We start from the raw sequence: 18,971 nt of genomic DNA, 5'->3' as shown, positions 1-18,971 counted from the left end.
GAACTGTATTGAGGTGTATTACTGCAATACGCCTTCCCAGGCATCTGTACGTTCGCGCATCTGCTGCCGGAGAGGCTCCGGCAGCAGTTCCACGGGATTGAGCTTTTCGCGAATTTCCCAGCCGCCCCCCAACGCCCGGTAGAGCTGCACCAGACTGGTCACTGTATTGCCTTTGGCGATGGTCAGCTGGTCCTGCTGACGGGCATCCGAGCTGAGGGTGCTGATCACCCGGTTAAAGTCGATCGCACCGTTCTGGTACTGGGCTATGGAGATATCGACCGACCGCCCTGAGGCGTCCGCTGCTTGCTGGTAGTAGGTGAGTTGCTCGTAGGACTTCAGATAAGCCACGATGGCGCTCTCGACTTCAGCCTGGGCCTTTAGGACACTGCTTTGGTAGTCCTCCAGCAGTTGCTGGAAGCGCGCATCCTGCAGGCGCACATTACTCTTCAGGCGTCCGTAGTTGAGAATATTCCAGCTGAAGCCACCCACCACAGACCAGGTTTTGGTGTCACTCTCAAATAGCTGGTTGGTTTGTGCCGCTTCGCTGCCGATGGTGCCCCCCAGGGTCAGTGAGGGGTAGAGGTCGGTTTCCGCTACCCCGATCCGCGCACTTTGCGCGGCCAGTTGCCGCTCAGCCGATCTCAGGTCGGGGCGCTGGCGAACCAGGTTCTGCGGCATCCCCAGCGCTATCTGCGGCTCGGTAACCGGTATCGGCCCTCGTTCCGTCAACAATAAGTTCATCTGCTGGGGTGGCGTACCCAACAGCACCGCGAGGGAGTTTTTCAGCTGCTGCAACTCGCTGTCCAGCGCCGGCAGGCTAGCCTGGGTATTGGCCAACAGGCTGGCGGCCTGGTCCTGATCGAGTTCACTCACCTCCCCCGCGCGCAGCTTGGCAGTGGCGATCCTGAGCCCCTCCTCCTGCAAGCGGATATTGGTTAGGGCCACGTCGATACGGCTTTGTGCGGTGCGGATCAACAGGTAATTCTGCGCCACCTGGGCCACCAGCGATACCATCGCACCATCGTAATCGGCAACACTCGCCTCCAGTGCAGCTTCCGCTGACTCTATCTGGCGACTGAAGCGCCCCCACAGGTCCAACTCCCAGCTCAGGTTAAACCCGGTGTTGTAGTCATTAAAGATCACATTGTTTTGCCGTTCCCTGGCGGCACTGGCGGTTATCCGCTGCTGCTGGGGATACTGGCTGCCGATGGCAATCGCCAACTGCTGCTGGGATTGCAATACCCGCAACGCCGCCGAGCGCAAGTCAAGGTTCTGCTCAAGGGCCTGCTCCACCAGCCGGTCCAGCACCGGATCATTGAATGCCGTGCGCCACCACCGAGGATCCGTCGGGGACTGGGAGGAAACCGGTGGCGGCTGAGGGCTGCTCCACTGCTCCATCAGCTGCGGTTCCGGCGCCTGGTAATCCGGTCCCAGCAGGGTACAGCCTCCCATACCCAACGCCAGCAAGGAGAGAGAAGCGCGTCTCGCAATCCGTATCATGATGATTTCCTACTGCAGAGGGGTGGGCAGCGCCACCGGAGGACTGGAGCGTCCACTACCGGTTCGAATTAACACCGAAGCAGTGGTTCCCGCCCGAAGTGAGACACCCTTGGGTATTTCCGTGAGGTGTATACGTACCGGAATACGCTCGGCCAGGCGAATCCATTCGAAGCTTGGATTTACCGCAGGCAACAGCTCATAGCCCGTACTGCCATCCTGCTGGGCGATCCCCCAGCCGATACTGTCCACTACTCCGACCAGGGGTTTATCCGGGTAGGACATCAGGGTGACCACAGCGGGATTTCCCACCCGAATCTGCTCCATCAGGGTCTCGCGGAAAAAACCCTGCACCCAGAAGCTGTTGCTGTCGATCAGCGCTACCATCGGCTGATTGGCCACCGCCTGAGTGCCAATGCGCAGCGTCAGGTTGGTCACAAAGCCGCTGACCGGTGCCCTCACCTCGGTGAACTGCAGGTTGAGTCGTGCCTCTTCCAGCGCAGCCCTGGCGGTGCGAATACCGGCATTGGACTCGCCCGGCGCCCCCAGGTTGGCACGGGCCACCCCGAGATCCGCCTGCGCCTGCGACAGCGAGGCCTGTGACTGCGTCAGGCTGGCCAGGGCGCCTTCGCGTTTTTCAACTGACACCTCATAGCTGGCACGCGCCAGGTCGAGGGAACGCTGAGAGGTTGCCCGCTGTGGCAGCAGCTCCTGCTGGCGCCTGAACTCAGCTCGATCCTTGGCAATCTCCGACTCGCTCTCCTTGATGGCGCTTTGGGCCTGGGCGACCGCGGCCCGGGCGACCTCCACCCGTGCAGCGGCGGCGTCAACCTGCTTGAGCATCGACTGGTAGTTATCCAACGCCTTGTCGTACTGGGCCTGGGCCTGGTCAAAAGCCGCCTGATAAGTGCGCGGGTCCACCCGGAACAGCAATGCCCCCTGCTGCACAAACTGGTTATCCTTAACCGCCAGCTCGACGATCGGACCCGATACTCGAGGCGTGACCTGTACCACCTCGGCCCGTACCTGACCATCCCGCGTCCAGGGGTTCACCACATAGTCCCAGTACTTGTACACCAAACCGATAACGGCAAGGGCAATGACGAGTCCAGTTAGCAGATATTTATGAATATGTATCACCTATCAGACTCCAATAAAAAAGACACCAATTAACAGGCCATAGATAACCACCAGCGCCAGCATAACGAGTGGAGGGTAAAAAAAATATTTCGAGAGCCGAAAATGGTTGAGCGCCCTGGCGGTCGCCAGCGCGGCGAGAAATCCAAGAAAGGCGGCCACCAGAGAGGGCGAAAGATACACCCCTCCCAGCGAAAACTCGTGGGCTACCGGCAACATGGCGGTTGACACTCCCTTTTCATACAAAACGCTCCTCGCGCCAGGGCCGCCAATCGATCTCGGCGGCAACGCCAGCATAGTTTACCAGCGCCTCCGATAGCGATCGCAGCGCATTCAGTTGTCGACTCAAGACCTCCACGGCCTCATCGCTGGGGCGGGCGTCAGGATCCTCGCTCAGGGTACGGTTGACCTGCTGCTCGAACTCATCACAGAAACGGTCCAACCGTTGCCGGTACACGGCCTGCGAGCCCTGACCCGGATCCTCTGCCAGATCTTCGACAATGCCCTGCAACCCGGCCACCCAGCGCTCCACCGCCGGCTTCGTCAGGGGATGCTCCAACCAGCTCACCTCTGCCTCGGCCAGCGACTGCCAGCGTTGCAAGCGAACCGACACTTGTTTGATGCTGAACATCAGCGCCTGTAGCTTGGCCATATTACTTCCTGTCAGGTGTCCATAGGGCAGAAAGGGGATCCAGCCCGCCAACTTGACCGGCAGGCTGGACACCTCATAGCGATGGTAAGCCTCGACGTTTCGCTGCACAAAGCCACCCGAAAAGCCGGGCTCTGCATCAAGCATGCTGCCGGCGCTGCGAAAAAAACGACGCAGAAAATCCAGCACCACCCGCTCCTCCATCAGGTTAAACGGGAAATAGGTCACCAGACTGATCAGCACGGTGAATATCAGAAACATAGCGGCATTATTAAGGGGGTGAATAAACGTGTAGGTTTGCGGGTTATCAATACCTACAATCAAGGCAAACAGAGACAGCCCCAAAGCCTTGGAAAGCATCTTCGTTGGTGAAATGAAGAGATACGCGACGATAAAGAAGTAGACAAACAGCAGGATTCCCAGCTCGATAAAGCTGTTCAGCTGAGGCATAACCAGATAGTAGAACAAGGAGGAGACGACCGAAGTCACCAGAATAGGTTTTACCATCCAGCTGGCCCGTGCCTGGGGTATAGAGACTACCTGCAGGCTGATGGCCGCCACCATACTGAGGGTACCGGCTGGAGTGGGCATATCATTAAAATAGAGTGCCAACAGAAAAATCGACCAGTTAATTAATAAAAAGCGCACCAACGTTTTCCACCGCTCGGGGTCCAGCACGAAGCCTTGATGCCGGGTCTCTGTACCACTCTTGGCAATACGTGCGCCGCTGCTACGGATTTCCAGCAGCCGCTCGTGCAACTCACGAAGCTGCTCCCCCACGTGCAGCAGCCGCTCGCGCATCACCATCACAGCCGCCTTTTGGAACAGGGTAAACTCTAGCTGGGGGTTGCGATTCATATTCAGATCGCACTCCAATGGCTGCCACTCTGAAGCTTCATGACACAGCACTCGCTCCATATCCTTAAAACCTTCCCCCAACCAGTCGAGGTAGCGAACCAGGTCAGGCAGAAGAGAGGAGGGCCCCGAGCCAGGCAGCCCCTCAAAGCTATCTGCCCACTCCTCCAAGGCCACCTGCAACTGGGTTTGCTGGGCCTTCAGCCGGTGCCATAGACCGCTCACTTCGGCCACCCGGTAGGTGTCGGTTTCAGCCGCGACCAACGCATCCGCAAACTGAGCCTGCTGGGCCAACAGCTGGCTGGAAAGAGCGTTCAGGTCTACTGTCGAAGTCGCCTGGCGAAGACGATTCGCGCCCTCCTCAAAATACTGGCGCTGAAGCTTGAAAAGCTGCAGACAGCTGTCGTTAAAACGCCCCTGCCGGCTAACCGGTAAGACCAATATGGAGATCACACTGTAGACGACCACCCCCAGCGTAGTTTCCTGAATACGCGCGATAGCAATCATAAAGGCCGTATCGGTATTGGAGAGCGCCAGGGGGCTGACAATCGCGCAGACCACCCAACTGCACTGCCAGATGTATGGGTGCTTGGCGTAGGGGCTCTGAAAACAACAGGCGGAACCGTAAAGGGTTAAGGCAATAAAGAATAACCACCGGTCCTGTGGAAAAAGAGCCACCAGCACCAGGGCAACCCCTCCTCCCAGGAGGGTCCCAACCACCCGCTCAGCCCCCCGGTTGAGGGCATGACCAACACTGGTTGTAACCACAAGGGCGATCGTTAAAGCAGTCCAGTAGGGCCGATCCAGGTCCATCTCCAGGGCGATGCCGTAGCTGACCACCATCGACAGGGCCAGCACAAAAGCCTCCTGCGCTATCGCCCTGTTCAGCATCGGCACGCGCTGCCCAACCCGCTGTCACTGGCAGCAACCGGCCCTGTTACCCCACCCCAGCAGGGAACCACTCCTGTGTAAGACCGCACTTCTGCGCCCCTCCTGTCAGCGTACATCCCGACTGCCATCACCCTGACCGCACTCCTTAATCCCTGCCTGAGGCTTTATAGTAGGTGATCTGGGCCCGCAGGCAAACTACCACCTTAGGCTTGGAGTGCTCGGTATCCGGGGCCCCTGCCCCCTTGCGCCCGCCCGGCGGATTGGCGACTATGGACACCCCAAAGCGCCTTACGATCGCCATGCTGAAATTCCAACAACTGAGTGCCTTCAAAGCGGTCTACGAGCTGGGCACCATGACGGCCGCGGCCGAGCAGATCCACATCACCCAGCCCGCCATCAGCCGCCTGATCGCCAGCCTCGAGCACCAGCTCAGTTTTCCCCTGTTCGAGCGCATCAAGGGACGCCTGGTGCCCACCGCGCGGGGCAAGGCGTTCTACTTCGAAGTCAGCAAGGCCTTCTTCGCACTCGATAGTCTGGAGGAGAGTGCGCGGGATATTGGCACATGCCACCACGGCAGCCTGCACATCACCGCCTTCCCCATGCTCTCCAACAGTTTCCTGCCGGCGCTGCTGGGCCGCTTCCTGAAGGCGGCCGGGAGCCTCAGTGCCTCGCTCAAAAGCTACCGTTCCGAGGAGGTGCTGCGGCGCACGGAGATCCAGTCCTGCGATATCGGCTTCGCCCTGGTCGATGGCTTCAGTCCCGGTCCCAGTGTGCAGAGTCGCCGGCTGGAGGGCGACTGCGTCTGCATCGTACCGGCCGACAGCCCGCTGGCCCTCAAATCCAGCCTGTGCCCCGAGGACCTGGCCAGCGCCCCCCTGATCCGCTACGAGCAGGACGACTCTACCCAGCAGGCCCTGGACCAGCTACTCGAGCGCCACGGGGTTCGTTGCCATGATCTGCTTGAGGTCTCCTTCGCCAACGTCGCTGCGACCCTGGTCAGCGAGGGGGTGGGGGTGGCCGCCGTCGACCCCTTTACCGCGCTCCACGCACAACAGAGCCAACTGAACATCGCGGTGCGCCCCTTCGAGCCCGGCCTCCCCTTCCAGTTTCACCTGCTGTTTCCGTCCCTTCGCCCCATCTCGCCGACGGCACTGGCGTTTAGCGAGTTTTTCCTGAGCGAGGCCGCCGCGGCCGGCATTGCGCTGCGAATGGAGCCCTCCTGAGCGCCGCTTCCCTGACGCACCGGGGCCCTTCCCAGCCTATAACATTTGCACATAGCCTGGGACGGGATTGGAATTGGCGCTGCGGCGCCGCTGTTCGTAACGTGCACTAGGCTCTGCCTGATTGGCGGCCTCCGCCCCCGAAGCCCTCGCGCTCTATGCACTGGCCGGGTAACGAACAATAAACACAAAGGACCTCCCTATGAAAAAACTGCTACTGTCGCTGTCGCTGCTCCTGGCCGCGGGGGCACCACTTGCCCAGGCCGGGGATAGCCAGACCCTCCGCATCGGTGTCGAAGGGGCCTACCCCCCCTACAGCTGGCTCACCCCCGAGGGGGAGTTGGCAGGCTTTGATATCGACATCGCCCAGGCCCTGTGCAATGAGATGCAGGTCACCTGCAAGCTGGTCCCGCAGGATTGGGACGGCATGATTCCGGCTCTGGTGTCCCGCAAGTTCGACGCCATCGTGGCCTCCATGTCGATCACCGACGAGCGCAAGCAGAAGGTGGACTTCACCGACAAGTATTACCAGATCCCCTCTCGCTTCGTGGCCCGCAAGAACACCAACCTGACCTTCACCCCTGAGGGACTTAAGGGCAAAAAGGTGGGAGTACAGCGCGCCACCACCCACGACAAGTACGTTACCGCCAACTTTCCGGGCGCCGAGATCCTGCGTTACGGTGCCCAGGACGAGGCCTTCCTGGACCTCAAGTCCGGCCGTATCGACCTGGTCATCAACAATATTCCTGCCATCGACAGCGGCCTGCTGAAGAAGGAGGGCGGTGATGCCTTTGCTTTTGTCGGCCCCCTGATCAGCGACCGCGAGTGGTTCGGCGAAGGGGTGGGCATTGCGATCCGCAAGAACAGCCCGCAGCTGCGCAGCGACCTGAACCAGGCGATTCAGGCCATCCGCGCCAAGGGCGTGTACCAGAAGATCCAAAGCAAGTACTTTGACTTCGACATTTATGGTGGCTGACCCCACACCGCTTCGCCGCCGCCCCCCAACCCACCCACTGGTGTCAGCTCCATGAACGACTGCCAGACCTTGATCGTCGGTGGCGGCATGCTCGGCTCGGCGCTGGCTTTCGGCCTGAGTCGGGTCGGCAGCGCCGACGGGGTGCTGATGCTCGATCAGGGCGACAGCAGCCTGAGGGCGGCGCGAGGCAATTTTGGTCTGCTGTGGGCCCAGGGCAAGGGGGCCTCCCTGCCCGCCTACGCCGACTGGACCCTGCGCTCCTGCCGCCTGTGGCCCGAGTTTGCCCGCGAACTGCAGGCCCTGACCGGGATCGACCTGCAGCTACGGCAACAGGGTGGCATCCACTACTGCCTCAGCGAACAGGAGCAGGAGGCCTACGGCCGCGAGCTGGCCCAGCAGGCGGCCCTCAGCCAGGGGGCCTTCGACTACCGGCTGCTGGACAATGAAGGGCTGCGCAAGCTGGAGCCCCACATTGGCCGCTCCGTCCCCGGGGGCGCTTACTCCCCCAACGATGGCCATGTAAACCCTCTCTATCTGCTGCGCGCGCTGCACGCCGGCTTTATTGCCCGCGGTGGCCGCTACCGCCCCAACCATCAGGTGCAATCGATCCTGCGCACCCGCGAGGGGTTTGTACTGCACACCGAGCAGGGGGAACTGCGTACCGAACGGCTGATCCTCACGGCGGGCCTGGATAATGCACGCCTGGCACCCATGGTGGGGCTGCAGCAGCCCCTGCTGTCACAGCGAGGACAGCTGCTGATCACCGAGCGACTGCCGCCCCTGCTCAACTACCCCTCCATCTACCTGCGCCAGACCGGCGACGGCACCCTGCAGATTGGTGATTCGGCCGAACCCGACGCCCACGACGACCGCAATACCCCTGAAGTGATGGCCGAGCTGGCCCGGCGCGCCCTGCTCCTGCTGCCGATGCTGGAGCATCGCCGCATCGTGCGCGGCTGGGGGGCCCTGCGCATCCTCAGCCCCGATGGCTACCCGCTCTACGCCGCCGAGGATCCGTCCCTGGGCCGTGCCCGGGCTTTCGCCTTCAGCGCCCACAGTGGCGTCACCCTGGCCGCCATCCACGCCCTGGAGTTGGCCCCCCAGCTACTGCGCGACGGCATACCGCAGCCCGTGTCGGCGTTTTCACCGCAACGTTTCGAAGGTTAACCATGTTTCAACCACTGTCCCCCGACGCCGACAGCGCCTCGCTGGAGATCTGGATCGACCAGCAGCCGGTGCGGGTTCCGTGCGGCTACAGCGTCGCCGCTGCCCTGCTGCTCGCCGGCCACCGGCACCAGCGCGACTCCCTGCTGTCGGGTCGCCCGCGCGGGACCTACTGCATGATGGGGGTCTGCTATGAGTGCCTGGTGGAGATCGACGGCATTGAAAACCGCCAGGCCTGCATGACCGAAGTGGAGGCGGGTATGGTGATCCGGCGCCAGCGAGCCGCCGGTCAGCAAGACGGTCCCACCCCGGAGGCGCTCGACCATGGGCACTGACCTGGCGATCATTGGTGCCGGACCGGCCGGCATGGCGGCCGCTATCGAGGCGCAGGCGCTGGGGCTCAGTACCCAGCTGCTGGATGAACAGGCTCGGGTCGGGGGACAGATCTACCGCAATATCGAACGCGCCGGGGAGCGTGAACAGCAGCTGCTGGGCCCCGATTATCTGGCGGGGCGCCCGCTGGCCGAGCAGCTCCATCGCAGCGGCACCCGCTACAGCCCCGGTGCCACGGTGTGGCAGATCGATCCCGAAGGCGCGCTCTACTACACCAGTGGCGGCCGGGCCTTCCAGCTCCAGCCCCGCCACATCCTCATCGCCACCGGCGCCCAGGAGCGCCCCATGCCCATCCCCGGCTGGGAGCTGCCGGGGGTGATGACCGCCGGCGCCGCGCAGATCCTGCTAAAGAGTCCCGGCCTGTTGGCCCAGGGAGCGGTCTTTGCGGGCAGCGGCCCCCTGCTCTACTTGGTGGCCAACCAGTACCTCAGGGCGGGGGTGAAGATACAGGCGGTGCTGGATACCACCCCCCTGTCCAACTACCTGCGGGCCCTGGCCAGACTCCCCCAGGCCCTGCGGGGGCTGGGTTACCTCGCCAAAGGGATCTCCCTGCTGGTCCAGCTGCAACGATCGGGGGTTCCCCTGGTCCGCGGAGTGACCGGGGTCGAGGCCCTGGCCGGTGCCAACGGGCTGCTTGAGCGGGTGCGCTACCGCACCCGGGGAGCAACCCGGGAGCTGGCAACCGAGCACCTGTTTTTGCACCAGGGGGTGATCCCCAACAGCAACCTCGCCATGGCCAGCGGCTGCCGCCACCACTGGAGCGAGACCCAGCTCTGCTGGCTCCCGGAGCGAGACCCTTTTGGCCAGAGCTCCCTCCCCCATATCAGTATCGCCGGCGATGGCAGCGGTATCGGCGGCGCCCGCGCCTCGGCGCTGCAGGGACGCTTGGCCGCGCAGCAGATCGCCTGTCGCTTGGGGTTGCAGGAGCAGGGCCGCCGCGATCGCCAGTGCGCCCCCCTGTTCCGGGCCCTGGGGCGTGAACTGGGCTGGCGTCCCTTCCTTGAGACCCTCTACCGCCCCGCCGTCACCCTGCGCCTTCCCCAGGGAGATAATGCCCTGGTGTGCCGCTGCGAAGAGGTACGGGTCGCCGATATCCGCGCAGCCCTGGCCCAGGGCTGCGTCGGCCCCAACCAGCTGAAGAGTTTTACCCGCTGCGGCATGGGCTCCTGCCAGGGGCGCCAGTGCAGCCTCAGTGTGACCGAGCTGATCGCTAACGAGCTGGGCCTGCCCCCCGGACAGGTGGGGCACTACCGCGTACGCGCCCCCGTCAAGCCCCTCACCCTCGGTGAGCTGGCGGCGCTGCAGGAGACCCCGCCCGCCGAGGTCATCGACCCGCTAACGGCCCCACCCTCTACACCAACCGCTGTGAGTTAGGGAGCACTGACGATGACCGTTCAACGTCTGGACAGCAACCAGCGCATGTGCCGTATCCTGATTCACAACAACCGGGGCTATCTGTGCGCACCGGTCCGGACCTGCGTCGAGGCGAGGCTGGCCGGGCCCGAGCTACGGGTGGAGGTGACGGTGATTGCGCCCCTCTAGGGCGGCCCCACGCCATTAAAAAAGCCCCGTACCGGAGTACCCGGTACGGGGCTTTTTTAGCGCTCAGCGATGGCCTGTCAGGCGCTCACCTTGCTGGCGCTGCGGCGGCTGGAACGACGTCCGGGTTTACCCAGCCCCACCGAAGCCTTGTTGCGAGGCGCTTTGGGCGCCCCCTCACGGGCAGCCGGCTGCTCGGCACTGGCGGGACGTGATACCCGCTGGGCCGGACGTCCAGCACGATGCTCCGTTTTGGAGCTGCGTCCACCCTCCGCCTGGCGGGGTGCGCGAGCATCCGCGCCCTGGGCCGGCTTCGCCTTCTTCGGTTTTTTCGCTTTCGGCGGTGTCTTCAGCGGCTGGTCCGGCAGCGCCTGGGCGGGCTCAAAATTAACCACCATCTGACGCTCCAGCTTGCGCTGGATCAGGCGCTCGATCGACACCAGTTCCTTGACCTCTTCGGAGCACACCAGAGAGACCGCCTGGCCGCTGGCCCCCGCACGACCGGTACGGCCGATACGGTGCACATAATCCTCGGCCACGTTGGGCAGCTCGAAGTTCACTACCCGTGGCAGCTGGTCGATATCCAGTCCGCGGGCGGCAATATCGGTCGCCACCAGCACCTGCACCTCACCGGCCTTGAAACCGGACAGGGCACGGGTGCGCGCCCCCTGGCTCTTGTTGCCGTGGATCGCCATCGACTGGATGCCATCCTTGCAGAGTTTCTCCGCCAGGCGGTTGGCACCGTGCTTGGTGCGGGTAAAGACCAGCACTTGCCCCCACTGCTCGGAACGGATCAGGTGGCTTAGCAGTGCCGGCTTGCGGGATTTGTCCACCGGATGCATCCACTGCTCCACCCGCTCAGCGGTACTGTTGGGGGGAGAAACGGCCACACTCTGGGGGTTGTGGAGGATGCCCCCGGCGAGGCGCTTGATCTCCTCGGAGAAGGTCGCCGAAAACAGCAGGTTCTGGCGTTTGGCCGGCAGCAGCTTGAGGATACGGCGGATATCGTGAATAAAGCCCATATCGAGCATACGGTCCGCCTCGTCCAGCACCAGGCACTCGAGGTGGTCAAACTTGACCGCGTTCTGGCTGTGGAGATCGAGCAGGCGGCCGGGGGTTGCCACCAGCACATCGACCCCTTTACGCAGGGCCATCATCTGCGGGTTGATCTTGACGCCGCCAAACACCACGGTTGAGCGCAGGTTAAGGTAGCGCCCGTAATCGCTGACGCTCTCACCCACCTGGGCCGCCAGCTCGCGGGTCGGGGTGAGGATCAGGGTACGCACATGGTTGGGGCGGGCCGGTTTGCCCTCGGCCAAACGGTGCAGCAGGGGCAGGGTAAAGCCGGCGGTCTTGCCGGTACCGGTCTGGGCGGCGGCCATCAGGTCGTGGCCGCTGAGTACAACAGGAATCGCCTTCTCCTGAATGGGGGAAGGGGAGGAATAGCCTTTGTCGGCGACCGCACGCAACAGCGGCTCGGCCAGACCGAGGGAGGAAAACGTCATAGGGTGGTGTGTCCTGGCGGTAGAAAACCGCGCTTACTGGGAAGAATGTCATCAAGCCCGAGGCTCGTGTGGCGCGCATCATAGCCTAAAGCGGCGCCGGATACGATCATTTTCTGCTCGATCCCCCCATCTCGGCCCCCTCGGGCCCCGCCACAGGCGGTGCTGGCAGCTGCACCCGAAAGCGGCTCCCCTGCCCCGGCTGGCTGCTGACGGAGACCGTCCCCCCCAACGCTTCGACCAACGCCTTCACCAGGCTCAGCCCCAGCCCCATGCCCGGCTCATGGCGGCTCTGGTCCGCGCGGTAAAGGCGCTCAAAGATCTGCGCCTGGTCCGCTTCGGCGATGCCGATGCCGCTGTCGGCCACCCATAACTCGGCCACCGCGCCCTGCTGTCGGCAACCGATCTCCACCCAGCCCCCGGCCGGGGTGTATTTGATGGCATTGTCGACCAGGTTGGCCAGCACTTGCCTGAGGCGCACGCTATCGCTGCTGAAACGGAGGTGAGCGGGCGCCTCCAGCCGCAGGCGGATCGCCTTGTCCTGGGCCACGTCCTCATAGAGTGCCTGGCTCTCCTGCAACAGCTCCACCAGATCGACCGGCTCCGGCTGCAGGTTGAGGGTGCCACTCTGGGCCGCCGACAGATCCAGTAGCAGGCGCAGCATCCCCTCGATGCGTTCACTCTCTTCGGCGCAATCGAGCAGGGCCTCGCGCAACCCCTCGGCGCGGCCGGCCTCCCGCGGGTCTCGGGTGAGGGCGCTCTCCAGGCTCAGGCGCATACGCGCCAGCGGTGTGCGCAGGTCATGGGCGACCGAGTCGAGAGACTGCTGCATGGCGTTGATCAGCCCCTCGATGCGCCCCAACATCTCGTTAAACAGCTGGGCCAGTTCCCCCAGCTCGCTGCTGGGGTTGCGAATAACCACCCGGGCGCTCATCTCCCGCGCCCTGACGGTACGCACCGTCTCAACCAGATCCCGAACCGGGCGCAGGGCACGCCAGTTGAAATAGGCGCTGAGCAGTAACCCCAACAGAAACAGTGGCGCCATCACCTGCACCATCAGCTGGCGATTGGCCTGCAGGCGCTGCTCACGGGGCTCGGCCGAAAGCCCGAGCTGGAGTCTGCGTCCCTCTCCCAGCGCCACTGAACCGGTTAACAGCTCAATGGGGGGAGCACTCTCTCGTGTCACCTGCTGGCTGAACCAGCCCCCGCCCTGCGGCTCCAGCCTGGTGGTGCGGGTCCAGCCCTCGGGTTGCACCAGCACCAGGCGGTTGTCGCCACCATCCAGCAGTTCGAGACGCATCGCGCTGCGCTGGAAAAAGGCCGCATCGCGCTCGATCACCTGCTCCAGTTTGTGCAATCCGACCTGGCTTTCCAGACGCTGGTAGTTCTCCAGCCAGGTATCCAGCAGGCGCTGGTCCTGCTCCAACTGGGAGCTGGCCAGCAGGCGGTCCACAATCACAAAGAGGGCACAGACGCACAGCAGGAACACCGCCGCGTAACGCAGGGTCAGGTCGAGGGCGGTGTTGCGCCGAATCGAGGCGAGCCCCCGATTAATCCAGCTTAAGGACATAACCCACCCCCCTCAGGGTATGCAGCAGGCGCGGCTCAAACCCCTTATCGATCTTGCTGCGCAGTCGGCACACCAGCACATCCACCACATTGGTCTGGGGGTCGAAACCGTAATCCCACACCTGCTCCAGTATCATGGTTTTGGTCACCACTCTCCCCGGATGGCGCAGCAGGTACTCCAGCAACTGGAACTCCCGCGGCTGCAGGTGGATCTTCTGCCCGCCTCGGGTCACGCTCTTGCGCTGGCTGTCCAGTTCCAGGTCCGCCAACCCCAAGCGGGCCGGCGAGGCGGATTGCGCCACCGCCTGGCTGCGCCGCAGCAACGCCTGCACCCGCGCCAGCAGTTCGGAGAAGGAGAAGGGTTTGGTGAGGTAGTCGTCGCCGCCGGTCTCCAGCCCCCGAACCCGATCTTCCACCGAGCGCCTGGCGCTCAGCACCAGTACCGGCATGGCACTTCCGCGCGCCCTCAGCTCGGCGATCACCGACAGTCCATCGCGCCCCGGCAACATGAGATCGACAATCGCCAGGTCGTACTCCGCCTCAATCGCCAGTGCCAGCCCCTCCTCACCGTCACCGACCCGATCCACCCCATAACCCGACTGCTGCAACCCCTTGCAGACATAGCGGGCGATAGTGTCGTCGTCTTCGATCAAAAGCAGCTTCATGGCGGTTTCCTGGCGTTTCCCGGGTACCAAATTACCACGCCGGCAGCGGGGGAACGAGCAACCTTACCAATCTGTAATCTTGCCGCAATCCTGGGGCAAGGATCGGGGGGTAACCTAGCGACGAACACAATCAACCACCATAAGGATACCAATATGAAGACGACCGCTACTGCTCTGTTTGCCTGCGCCACCCTGGGCGCTTCCCTCAGCCTTTCCGCGGCCGAGCTGCCCACCCAGACCTACCTGCCGCTGGACACCGCACAGGCACTGGCCAACGCCGCCATGAAAAGCTGCACCGCCGAAGGCTACAGCGTCAGCGTCACCGTAGTGGACGCCGCGGGCCTGACCCGTGCCCAGCTGCGCGCCGACAAGGCCGGCCCCCACACCCTGGAGAGCAGCCGCAAGAAGGCCTTTACCTCTGCCAGCATGGGACGTCCCAGCGGCGACCTGGCGGCGCTGATCAAGAAGATGCCCGAGCTCGATGGCCTGCGGGATATGGACCCCAACTTGCTGATGCTGGGCGGTGGCCTGCCCCTGAAAGCCGGTGACGAGAAGATCGGCGGCATCGGTGTGGGCGGTGCCCCCGGCGGTCACCTCGACCAGGCCTGCGCCCAGGCAGCCATCGACAACGTACTGGGTCAGTAACCCTCCCCAGCTGCCATCGCCCAACGGCGGTGGCAGCCGGCCTCCTGTGTGCCCTCCCGCACCCGTCCCCACCGAGACCGCGGGACGTTGTCCCCCTCGAATGGCCGGCTTGACGCTCCCCCCGGGCCTACATAGGCTTAATGGAAACCTGCGTCAGAAGTAGTTCACCACCATGTTCCCCCGGCTAGCCCCCCGCCTGTTCGCCCGCTGCCCGCGCACCCCGGCACGAGTGCAGTGGTACCTGCGCCCCCTGCTGGCGCTAATAGGGCTGCTGCTTCTACTGCCCAGCCTCAGGGCCCAGGCCAGCGAGGTGGTTCGCCTCTCCAACAGCGAGTGGCCACCCTATTTTTCCGAAACCCAGAAACACGATGGCATCGGCTCCCACATCGTCAGCGAGGCCTTTGCCCTGGAGGGGGTCCGGGTCGAGTACCAGTTCTTCCCCGCCCGCCGGGCGCTGGAGCTGGCCAAGAACGGCACCTTTGATGGCACCGTAGGCTGGGAGCTGAACGAGGAGCGCAGCCGCTACCTGATCGCCAGTGACGTGGTGTGGGAATCGCCCTGGGTCTTTTTCCATCGGGTCACCACCCCCTTCGACTGGAGCGACCTCGCCAGCCTGCGTTACCACCGCATCGGTGGAACGGTCGGCTATATGTACACCCCCGAGTTCCGGGAAGCGGAAACCGCCGGGATTGTGACCCTCGACCGCGGCCCCTCCGACGATGTTGGCTTTCGCAAGCTGCTGGCCGGCCGCTTCGAACTCTTTCCCCAATTACGGGAGGTGGGCTACTACCAGATTCGCCAACTCTTCAGCCCGCAGCAGCAGCGCCTCTTTACCCATCACGAAAAGCCCTTCGGCAGCCATCGTGACCAGCTTCTGATTTACCGCCACCACCCACGCAGCCAGGCGCTGATCGATGCCTTCAACCGGGGGCTGGCAAAACTGCGCGACAGCGGTCAACTGGAGCGCTACTTTGATGCCCTGGCCCGGGGCGAGTACAATCTCGAGCCGAACCACTGATTCCATCCACACCCAACCCCCGGGAAACCCAGCAAATGCAGTTAAATGATCCCTTTGGCCGTATGGCAACCAAACGCCAGCGTGAGTACGAGGTTGTGCGCCAGTCCCTCCAGGGCTCCGATGTCACCACGGTTGAGGCGGGGCAGGCGCTACTCAACAATATTCGCCAGCGCGGCAAGTGGATGATTCTGGGGGCGATCCCCTGCGCCCTGATCCCCGCCCTGCTACTGCCGCAGTTTGCCCTCGCCTTTATTGTTACCGGCGTACTCTTTATCGCCTGGACCTTCAGCACCACCCGCAATGGCCTCGGCTACGTACAGCGCTACATCAACGAAGAGTTGCAGGGCGCCACAGACGACGCCGATCGGTCTGACACCACCCCTTGATCCTCTCCGCCTCCTGGGCTCCCTGGTCGGCAACGCCCCGCAAACGTGCACTCCGGTGCACGTTGATGGCACCGAAGTAGCGCACCAAACCGAACCCTCCCTCACGTCTCGTTGCACCACAGCGGAGCCCACCCCCTCACTGAAGCGGCCCCACAATAAGGCGATAATCTTTCGCTTTTAAATTTTTCTTTTAATTTCAGCACCTTAAAAACAAGCCAATCAACTGGTACGCATCCTGCTATGTGAGCTCCGAAACGGGTGAACCCCCCCGGGTATCACCCACCACTCCAACATGGCAGGGACCCTCAATGAACAACACCTCACCGCAGCGAATCATTGTCATTGGCAACGGCATGGTTGGGCACCAGTTTATTGACGCCCTGCTGACCAGCGATGGAGCGGAGTCTTACCGGATTACCAGCTTTTGCGAAGAGCCCCGCCCCGCCTACGACCGCGTTCACCTGACGGAGTTTTTTGCCCAGCGCAGTGCCGAGCCCCTGGCCCTGACCAGCGCAGCCCGCTACCGCGAGTCGGGAGTGCAGCTCCACCTCAACGACCGGGTAGTCAAGATCGACCGCGAACGTCGTCAAGTGCACTCCGCCCAGGGGGGGGTGCTGGGGTACGACAAACTGGTGCTGGCGACCGGATCCTTCCCCTTTGTTCCTCCCATCGAGGGCAACGATCGCCCGGACTGCTTTGTCTACCGCACCATTGAGGACCTGGAGGCGATCGCCGCCTGCGGTGACCGCGGTGCGCGGGTGGGGGCGGTGGTAGGCGGCGGTCTGTTGGGGCTGGAGGCGGCCAAGGCGCTGACCGACCTGGGGCTGGAAGCCCACGTGGTGGAGTTTGCTCCCCGCCTGATGGCGGTGCAGCTCGACGAGGGGGGCGGCGCCCTGCTCAAACACAAGATTGAGGCGCTGGGGGTGGGGGTGCATCTCTCCAAAGCCACCTCCGCCATCGTCGACGGCGAGCAGCACCAGCACCGCATGGCCTTTGCCGATGGCAGCGCACTGGAAACCGACCTGGTGATCTTTTCCGCCGGCATCCGCCCACGGGACGATCTCGCCCGTGACTGCGAACTAAAGGTCGGCGAGCGCGGCGGTATCTGCATCAACAACCAGTGCCAGACCTCCGACCCCGATATCTACGCCATCGGCGAGTGTGCACTGTGGAACCAGCAGATTTTCGGCCTCGTAGCCCCCGGCTACCAGATGGCAAAAGTGGCGGTATCTCATATTACGGGAGCAGAAGCCGCCTTCACCGGCGCCGACATGAGTACCAAACTCAAACTGATGGGGGTCGATGTTGCCAGTATCGGTGATGCCCAGGCCAGAACCCCGGGGGCACGTACCTACACCTGGTTCGACGAACCCGCCGAGGTGTACAAAAAGCTGGTGGTCAGCAGCGACCGGCGTCACCTGCTGGGGGCGGTACTGGTGGGGGACGCCGAGCAGTACGGCACCCTGTTGCAGTACCTGCTCAACGCCATTCCACTGCCGGAGCACCCCGACGCCCTGATCCTGCCCTACCGTGGCGATGATGCCCAGACCGGACTCGGCGTGGGTGCGCTGCCGGAAAGCGCGCAGATCTGCTCCTGCCACGCTGTCTCCAAAGGGGATATTCGCGCCGCCATCGACGCCGGCTGCTGCTCGCTGGCCGAGGTCAAGGGGGAGACCCGCGCCGCCACCGGCTGCGGGGGCTGCGCCCAGCTGCTCGGCTCGCTGGTCAACCATGAACTGGAGGAGCTCGGGATGGCGGTCAGCCGCGACCTCTGCGAGCACTTCCCCTACAGCCGCCAGGAGCTCTACCACCTGGTGAGGGTCGGCGAGATCACCACCTTCGACCAGTTGCTGGTCCGTCACGGCTCCGGCCAGGGCTGCGAAATCTGCAAGCCCACCGTCGCCAACATTCTCGCCAGCTGCTGGAACCAGTACGTACTCAAGCGCGACCATATCGGCCTGCAAGACACCAACGATCTCTACCTCGGCAACATGCAAAAAGATGGCACCTACTCGATCGTGCCACGGATTGCCGGTGGCGAGATCACCCCGGACAAGTTGATCGTGCTGGGGGAGGTAGCCCGCGAGTATGGCCTCTACACCAAGATCACCGGTGGCCAGCGCATCGACCTGTTCGGCGCCCAGCTGCACGAGCTACCGGCTATCTGGCGGGTGCTGGTCGACGCCGGTTTTGAAACCGGCCACGCTTACGGCAAATCGGTACGTACCGTTAAATCCTGCGTTGGCAGCAGCTGGTGCCGCTACGGCGTGAATGACAGCGTGGGGCTGGCGATCGAGATCGAGAATCGCTACAAGGGGTTGCGCTCTCCCCACAAGCTCAAGTTTGCCGTCTCCGGCTGCACCCGCGAATGCGCCGAAGCCCAAAGCAAGGACATCGGCGTGATCGCCACTGAGAACGGGTGGAACCTCTATGTCTGCGGCAACGGCGGCATGAAGCCCCGCCATGCCGACCTCTTTGCCACTGACCTCGACCACGACCGCCTGATCGCCACCATTGACCGCCTGCTGATGTTCTACATTCGCACCGCCGACCGCCTGCAGCGCACCTCGGTGTGGATGGAAAACCTGGAGGGGGGGCTCGACTACCTGCGCCAGGTGATCCTCGAGGACAGCCTTGGACTCGGCTCTGATCTGGAGGCGGAGATGGCCCATAACATTGCCAATTACCAGTGCGAATGGGCCACCACCCTTGCGGATGAGCAGAAGCTCAAACGCTTCAGCCACTTTATCAACAGCGACGCCACCGACGATCACCTGGCCTTTGTCGAGGAGCGTCACCAGCGCCGTCCCGCCAGCGCCACAGAACGCGAGCAGCTGATCGCACAAGCGAGTTAGTCTCTTATTT

The 18,971-nt window shown here is 63.3% G+C and carries 17 protein-coding genes; 10 read left to right on the top strand and 7 right to left on the bottom strand.

Annotation, left to right across the window (positions count from 1 at the left end; genetic code table 11):
* Positions 1-18 precede the first annotated feature (18 nt).
* From D0544_RS02405 to D0544_RS02390, 4 genes are read right to left on the bottom strand one after another with little or no spacing between them, the layout of a single operon-like run.
* Positions 19-1,500: an efflux transporter outer membrane subunit gene (locus D0544_RS02405; RefSeq protein ID WP_125014418.1), complete on the bottom strand. Its 1,482-nt coding sequence runs from the start codon at positions 1,498-1,500 to the stop codon at positions 19-21.
* A 9-nt stretch (positions 1,501-1,509) separates the two neighbouring features.
* A complete protein-coding gene (locus D0544_RS02400; RefSeq protein ID WP_207905747.1) occupies positions 1,510-2,637 on the bottom strand; it encodes an HlyD family secretion protein in 1,128 nt (375 codons plus the stop codon).
* A gap of 3 nt (positions 2,638-2,640) precedes the next feature.
* Positions 2,641-2,853, bottom strand: a complete 213-nt coding sequence (locus D0544_RS02395; RefSeq protein ID WP_125014417.1) for a DUF1656 domain-containing protein — start codon at positions 2,851-2,853, stop codon at positions 2,641-2,643.
* A gap of 19 nt (positions 2,854-2,872) precedes the next feature.
* Positions 2,873-5,029 (bottom strand): FUSC family protein, encoded by a 2,157-nt coding sequence (locus tag D0544_RS02390; protein WP_243647287.1) that lies wholly within the window; start codon positions 5,027-5,029, stop codon positions 2,873-2,875.
* A gap of 269 nt (positions 5,030-5,298) precedes the next feature.
* On the opposite strand from D0544_RS02390, the gene D0544_RS02385 reads away from it, so the two are divergent.
* From D0544_RS02385 to D0544_RS17070, 6 genes are all read left to right on the top strand, one after another.
* A complete protein-coding gene (locus tag D0544_RS02385; protein ID WP_125014415.1) occupies positions 5,299-6,252 on the top strand; it encodes a LysR substrate-binding domain-containing protein in 954 nt (317 codons plus the stop codon).
* 199 nt (positions 6,253-6,451) lie between these two features.
* A complete protein-coding gene (locus tag D0544_RS02380) occupies positions 6,452-7,225 on the top strand; it encodes an ABC transporter substrate-binding protein (protein WP_125014414.1) in 774 nt (257 codons plus the stop codon).
* Between the two features lie 51 nt (positions 7,226-7,276).
* Entirely contained in the window at positions 7,277-8,392 is a 1,116-nt protein-coding gene (locus D0544_RS02375; RefSeq protein WP_125014413.1) for an NAD(P)/FAD-dependent oxidoreductase, read from the top strand.
* 2 nt (positions 8,393-8,394) lie between these two features.
* Positions 8,395-8,724: a (2Fe-2S)-binding protein gene (locus tag D0544_RS02370; protein WP_125014412.1), complete on the top strand. Its 330-nt coding sequence runs from the start codon at positions 8,395-8,397 to the stop codon at positions 8,722-8,724.
* On the top strand, positions 8,714-10,156 hold the full coding sequence (locus tag D0544_RS02365) for an FAD/NAD(P)-dependent oxidoreductase (protein ID WP_125014411.1): 1,443 nt from the start codon (positions 8,714-8,716) through the stop codon (positions 10,154-10,156). Before D0544_RS02370 ends, D0544_RS02365 begins: the two co-directional genes overlap by 11 nt.
* Before the next feature lie 12 nt (positions 10,157-10,168).
* Entirely contained in the window at positions 10,169-10,324 is a 156-nt protein-coding gene (locus D0544_RS17070; RefSeq protein ID WP_164880797.1) for a RidA family protein, read from the top strand.
* A gap of 77 nt (positions 10,325-10,401) precedes the next feature.
* On the opposite strand, the gene D0544_RS02360 is transcribed toward D0544_RS17070, so the two are convergent.
* The 3 genes from D0544_RS02360 to D0544_RS02350 all read right to left on the bottom strand — a co-directional run bounded on the left by D0544_RS02360 (position 10,402) and on the right by D0544_RS02350 (position 14,057).
* Positions 10,402-11,826, bottom strand: coding sequence for a DEAD/DEAH box helicase (locus D0544_RS02360; RefSeq protein WP_125014410.1), 1,425 nt, complete (start codon positions 11,824-11,826; stop codon positions 10,402-10,404).
* Between the two features lie 106 nt (positions 11,827-11,932).
* Entirely contained in the window at positions 11,933-13,393 is a 1,461-nt protein-coding gene (locus tag D0544_RS02355; protein WP_125014409.1) for a sensor histidine kinase, read from the bottom strand.
* On the bottom strand, positions 13,374-14,057 hold the full coding sequence (locus D0544_RS02350; RefSeq protein ID WP_125014408.1) for a winged helix-turn-helix domain-containing protein: 684 nt from the start codon (positions 14,055-14,057) through the stop codon (positions 13,374-13,376). The genes D0544_RS02355 and D0544_RS02350 overlap by 20 nt, the downstream gene beginning before the upstream one ends.
* A 153-nt stretch (positions 14,058-14,210) precedes the next feature.
* On the opposite strand from D0544_RS02350, the gene D0544_RS02345 reads away from it, so the two are divergent.
* The 4 genes from D0544_RS02345 (at position 14,211) to nirB (ending at position 18,961) form a co-directional block, all read left to right on the top strand.
* Positions 14,211-14,702, top strand: coding sequence for a GlcG/HbpS family heme-binding protein (locus D0544_RS02345; protein ID WP_125014407.1), 492 nt, complete (start codon positions 14,211-14,213; stop codon positions 14,700-14,702).
* A gap of 172 nt (positions 14,703-14,874) precedes the next feature.
* A complete protein-coding gene (locus D0544_RS02340) occupies positions 14,875-15,720 on the top strand; it encodes a substrate-binding periplasmic protein (RefSeq protein ID WP_125014406.1) in 846 nt (281 codons plus the stop codon).
* A gap of 35 nt (positions 15,721-15,755) precedes the next feature.
* Entirely contained in the window at positions 15,756-16,106 is a 351-nt protein-coding gene (locus D0544_RS02335) for a hypothetical protein (protein ID WP_125014405.1), read from the top strand.
* Between the two features lie 308 nt (positions 16,107-16,414).
* Positions 16,415-18,961 (top strand): nitrite reductase large subunit NirB, encoded by a 2,547-nt coding sequence (gene nirB / locus D0544_RS02330; RefSeq protein ID WP_125014404.1) that lies wholly within the window; start codon positions 16,415-16,417, stop codon positions 18,959-18,961.
* Positions 18,962-18,971: the final 10 nt, after the last annotated feature.

It is taken from the genome of Aestuariirhabdus litorea, from assembly GCF_003864255.1.
GTDB lineage: Bacteria > Pseudomonadota > Gammaproteobacteria > Pseudomonadales > Aestuariirhabdaceae > Aestuariirhabdus > Aestuariirhabdus litorea.
The sequence above is the reverse complement of the archived record's forward strand: the minus strand, read 5'-3'. Positions and strand labels throughout refer to the sequence as shown.

Coding starts and splice junctions, on each gene's coding strand:
- D0544_RS02405 (WP_125014418.1), bottom strand. CDS start 1,500: ATGATACGGATTGCGAGACGCGCTTCTCTCTCCTTGCTGGCGTTGGGT.
- D0544_RS02395 (WP_125014417.1), bottom strand. CDS start 2,853: ATGTTGCCGGTAGCCCACGAGTTTTCGCTGGGAGGGGTGTATCTTTCG.
- D0544_RS02390 (WP_243647287.1), bottom strand. CDS start 5,029: ATGCTGAACAGGGCGATAGCGCAGGAGGCTTTTGTGCTGGCCCTGTCG.
- D0544_RS02385 (WP_125014415.1), top strand. CDS start 5,299: ATGGACACCCCAAAGCGCCTTACGATCGCCATGCTGAAATTCCAACAA.
- D0544_RS02380 (WP_125014414.1), top strand. CDS start 6,452: ATGAAAAAACTGCTACTGTCGCTGTCGCTGCTCCTGGCCGCGGGGGCA.
- D0544_RS02375 (WP_125014413.1), top strand. CDS start 7,277: ATGAACGACTGCCAGACCTTGATCGTCGGTGGCGGCATGCTCGGCTCG.
- D0544_RS02370 (WP_125014412.1), top strand. CDS start 8,395: ATGTTTCAACCACTGTCCCCCGACGCCGACAGCGCCTCGCTGGAGATC.
- D0544_RS02365 (WP_125014411.1), top strand. CDS start 8,714: ATGGGCACTGACCTGGCGATCATTGGTGCCGGACCGGCCGGCATGGCG.
- D0544_RS17070 (WP_164880797.1), top strand. CDS start 10,169: ATGACCGTTCAACGTCTGGACAGCAACCAGCGCATGTGCCGTATCCTG.
- D0544_RS02360 (WP_125014410.1), bottom strand. CDS start 11,826: ATGACGTTTTCCTCCCTCGGTCTGGCCGAGCCGCTGTTGCGTGCGGTC.
- D0544_RS02355 (WP_125014409.1), bottom strand. CDS start 13,393: ATGTCCTTAAGCTGGATTAATCGGGGGCTCGCCTCGATTCGGCGCAAC.
- D0544_RS02350 (WP_125014408.1), bottom strand. CDS start 14,057: ATGAAGCTGCTTTTGATCGAAGACGACGACACTATCGCCCGCTATGTC.
- D0544_RS02345 (WP_125014407.1), top strand. CDS start 14,211: ATGAAGACGACCGCTACTGCTCTGTTTGCCTGCGCCACCCTGGGCGCT.
- D0544_RS02340 (WP_125014406.1), top strand. CDS start 14,875: ATGTTCCCCCGGCTAGCCCCCCGCCTGTTCGCCCGCTGCCCGCGCACC.
- D0544_RS02335 (WP_125014405.1), top strand. CDS start 15,756: ATGCAGTTAAATGATCCCTTTGGCCGTATGGCAACCAAACGCCAGCGT.
- nirB (WP_125014404.1), top strand. CDS start 16,415: ATGAACAACACCTCACCGCAGCGAATCATTGTCATTGGCAACGGCATG.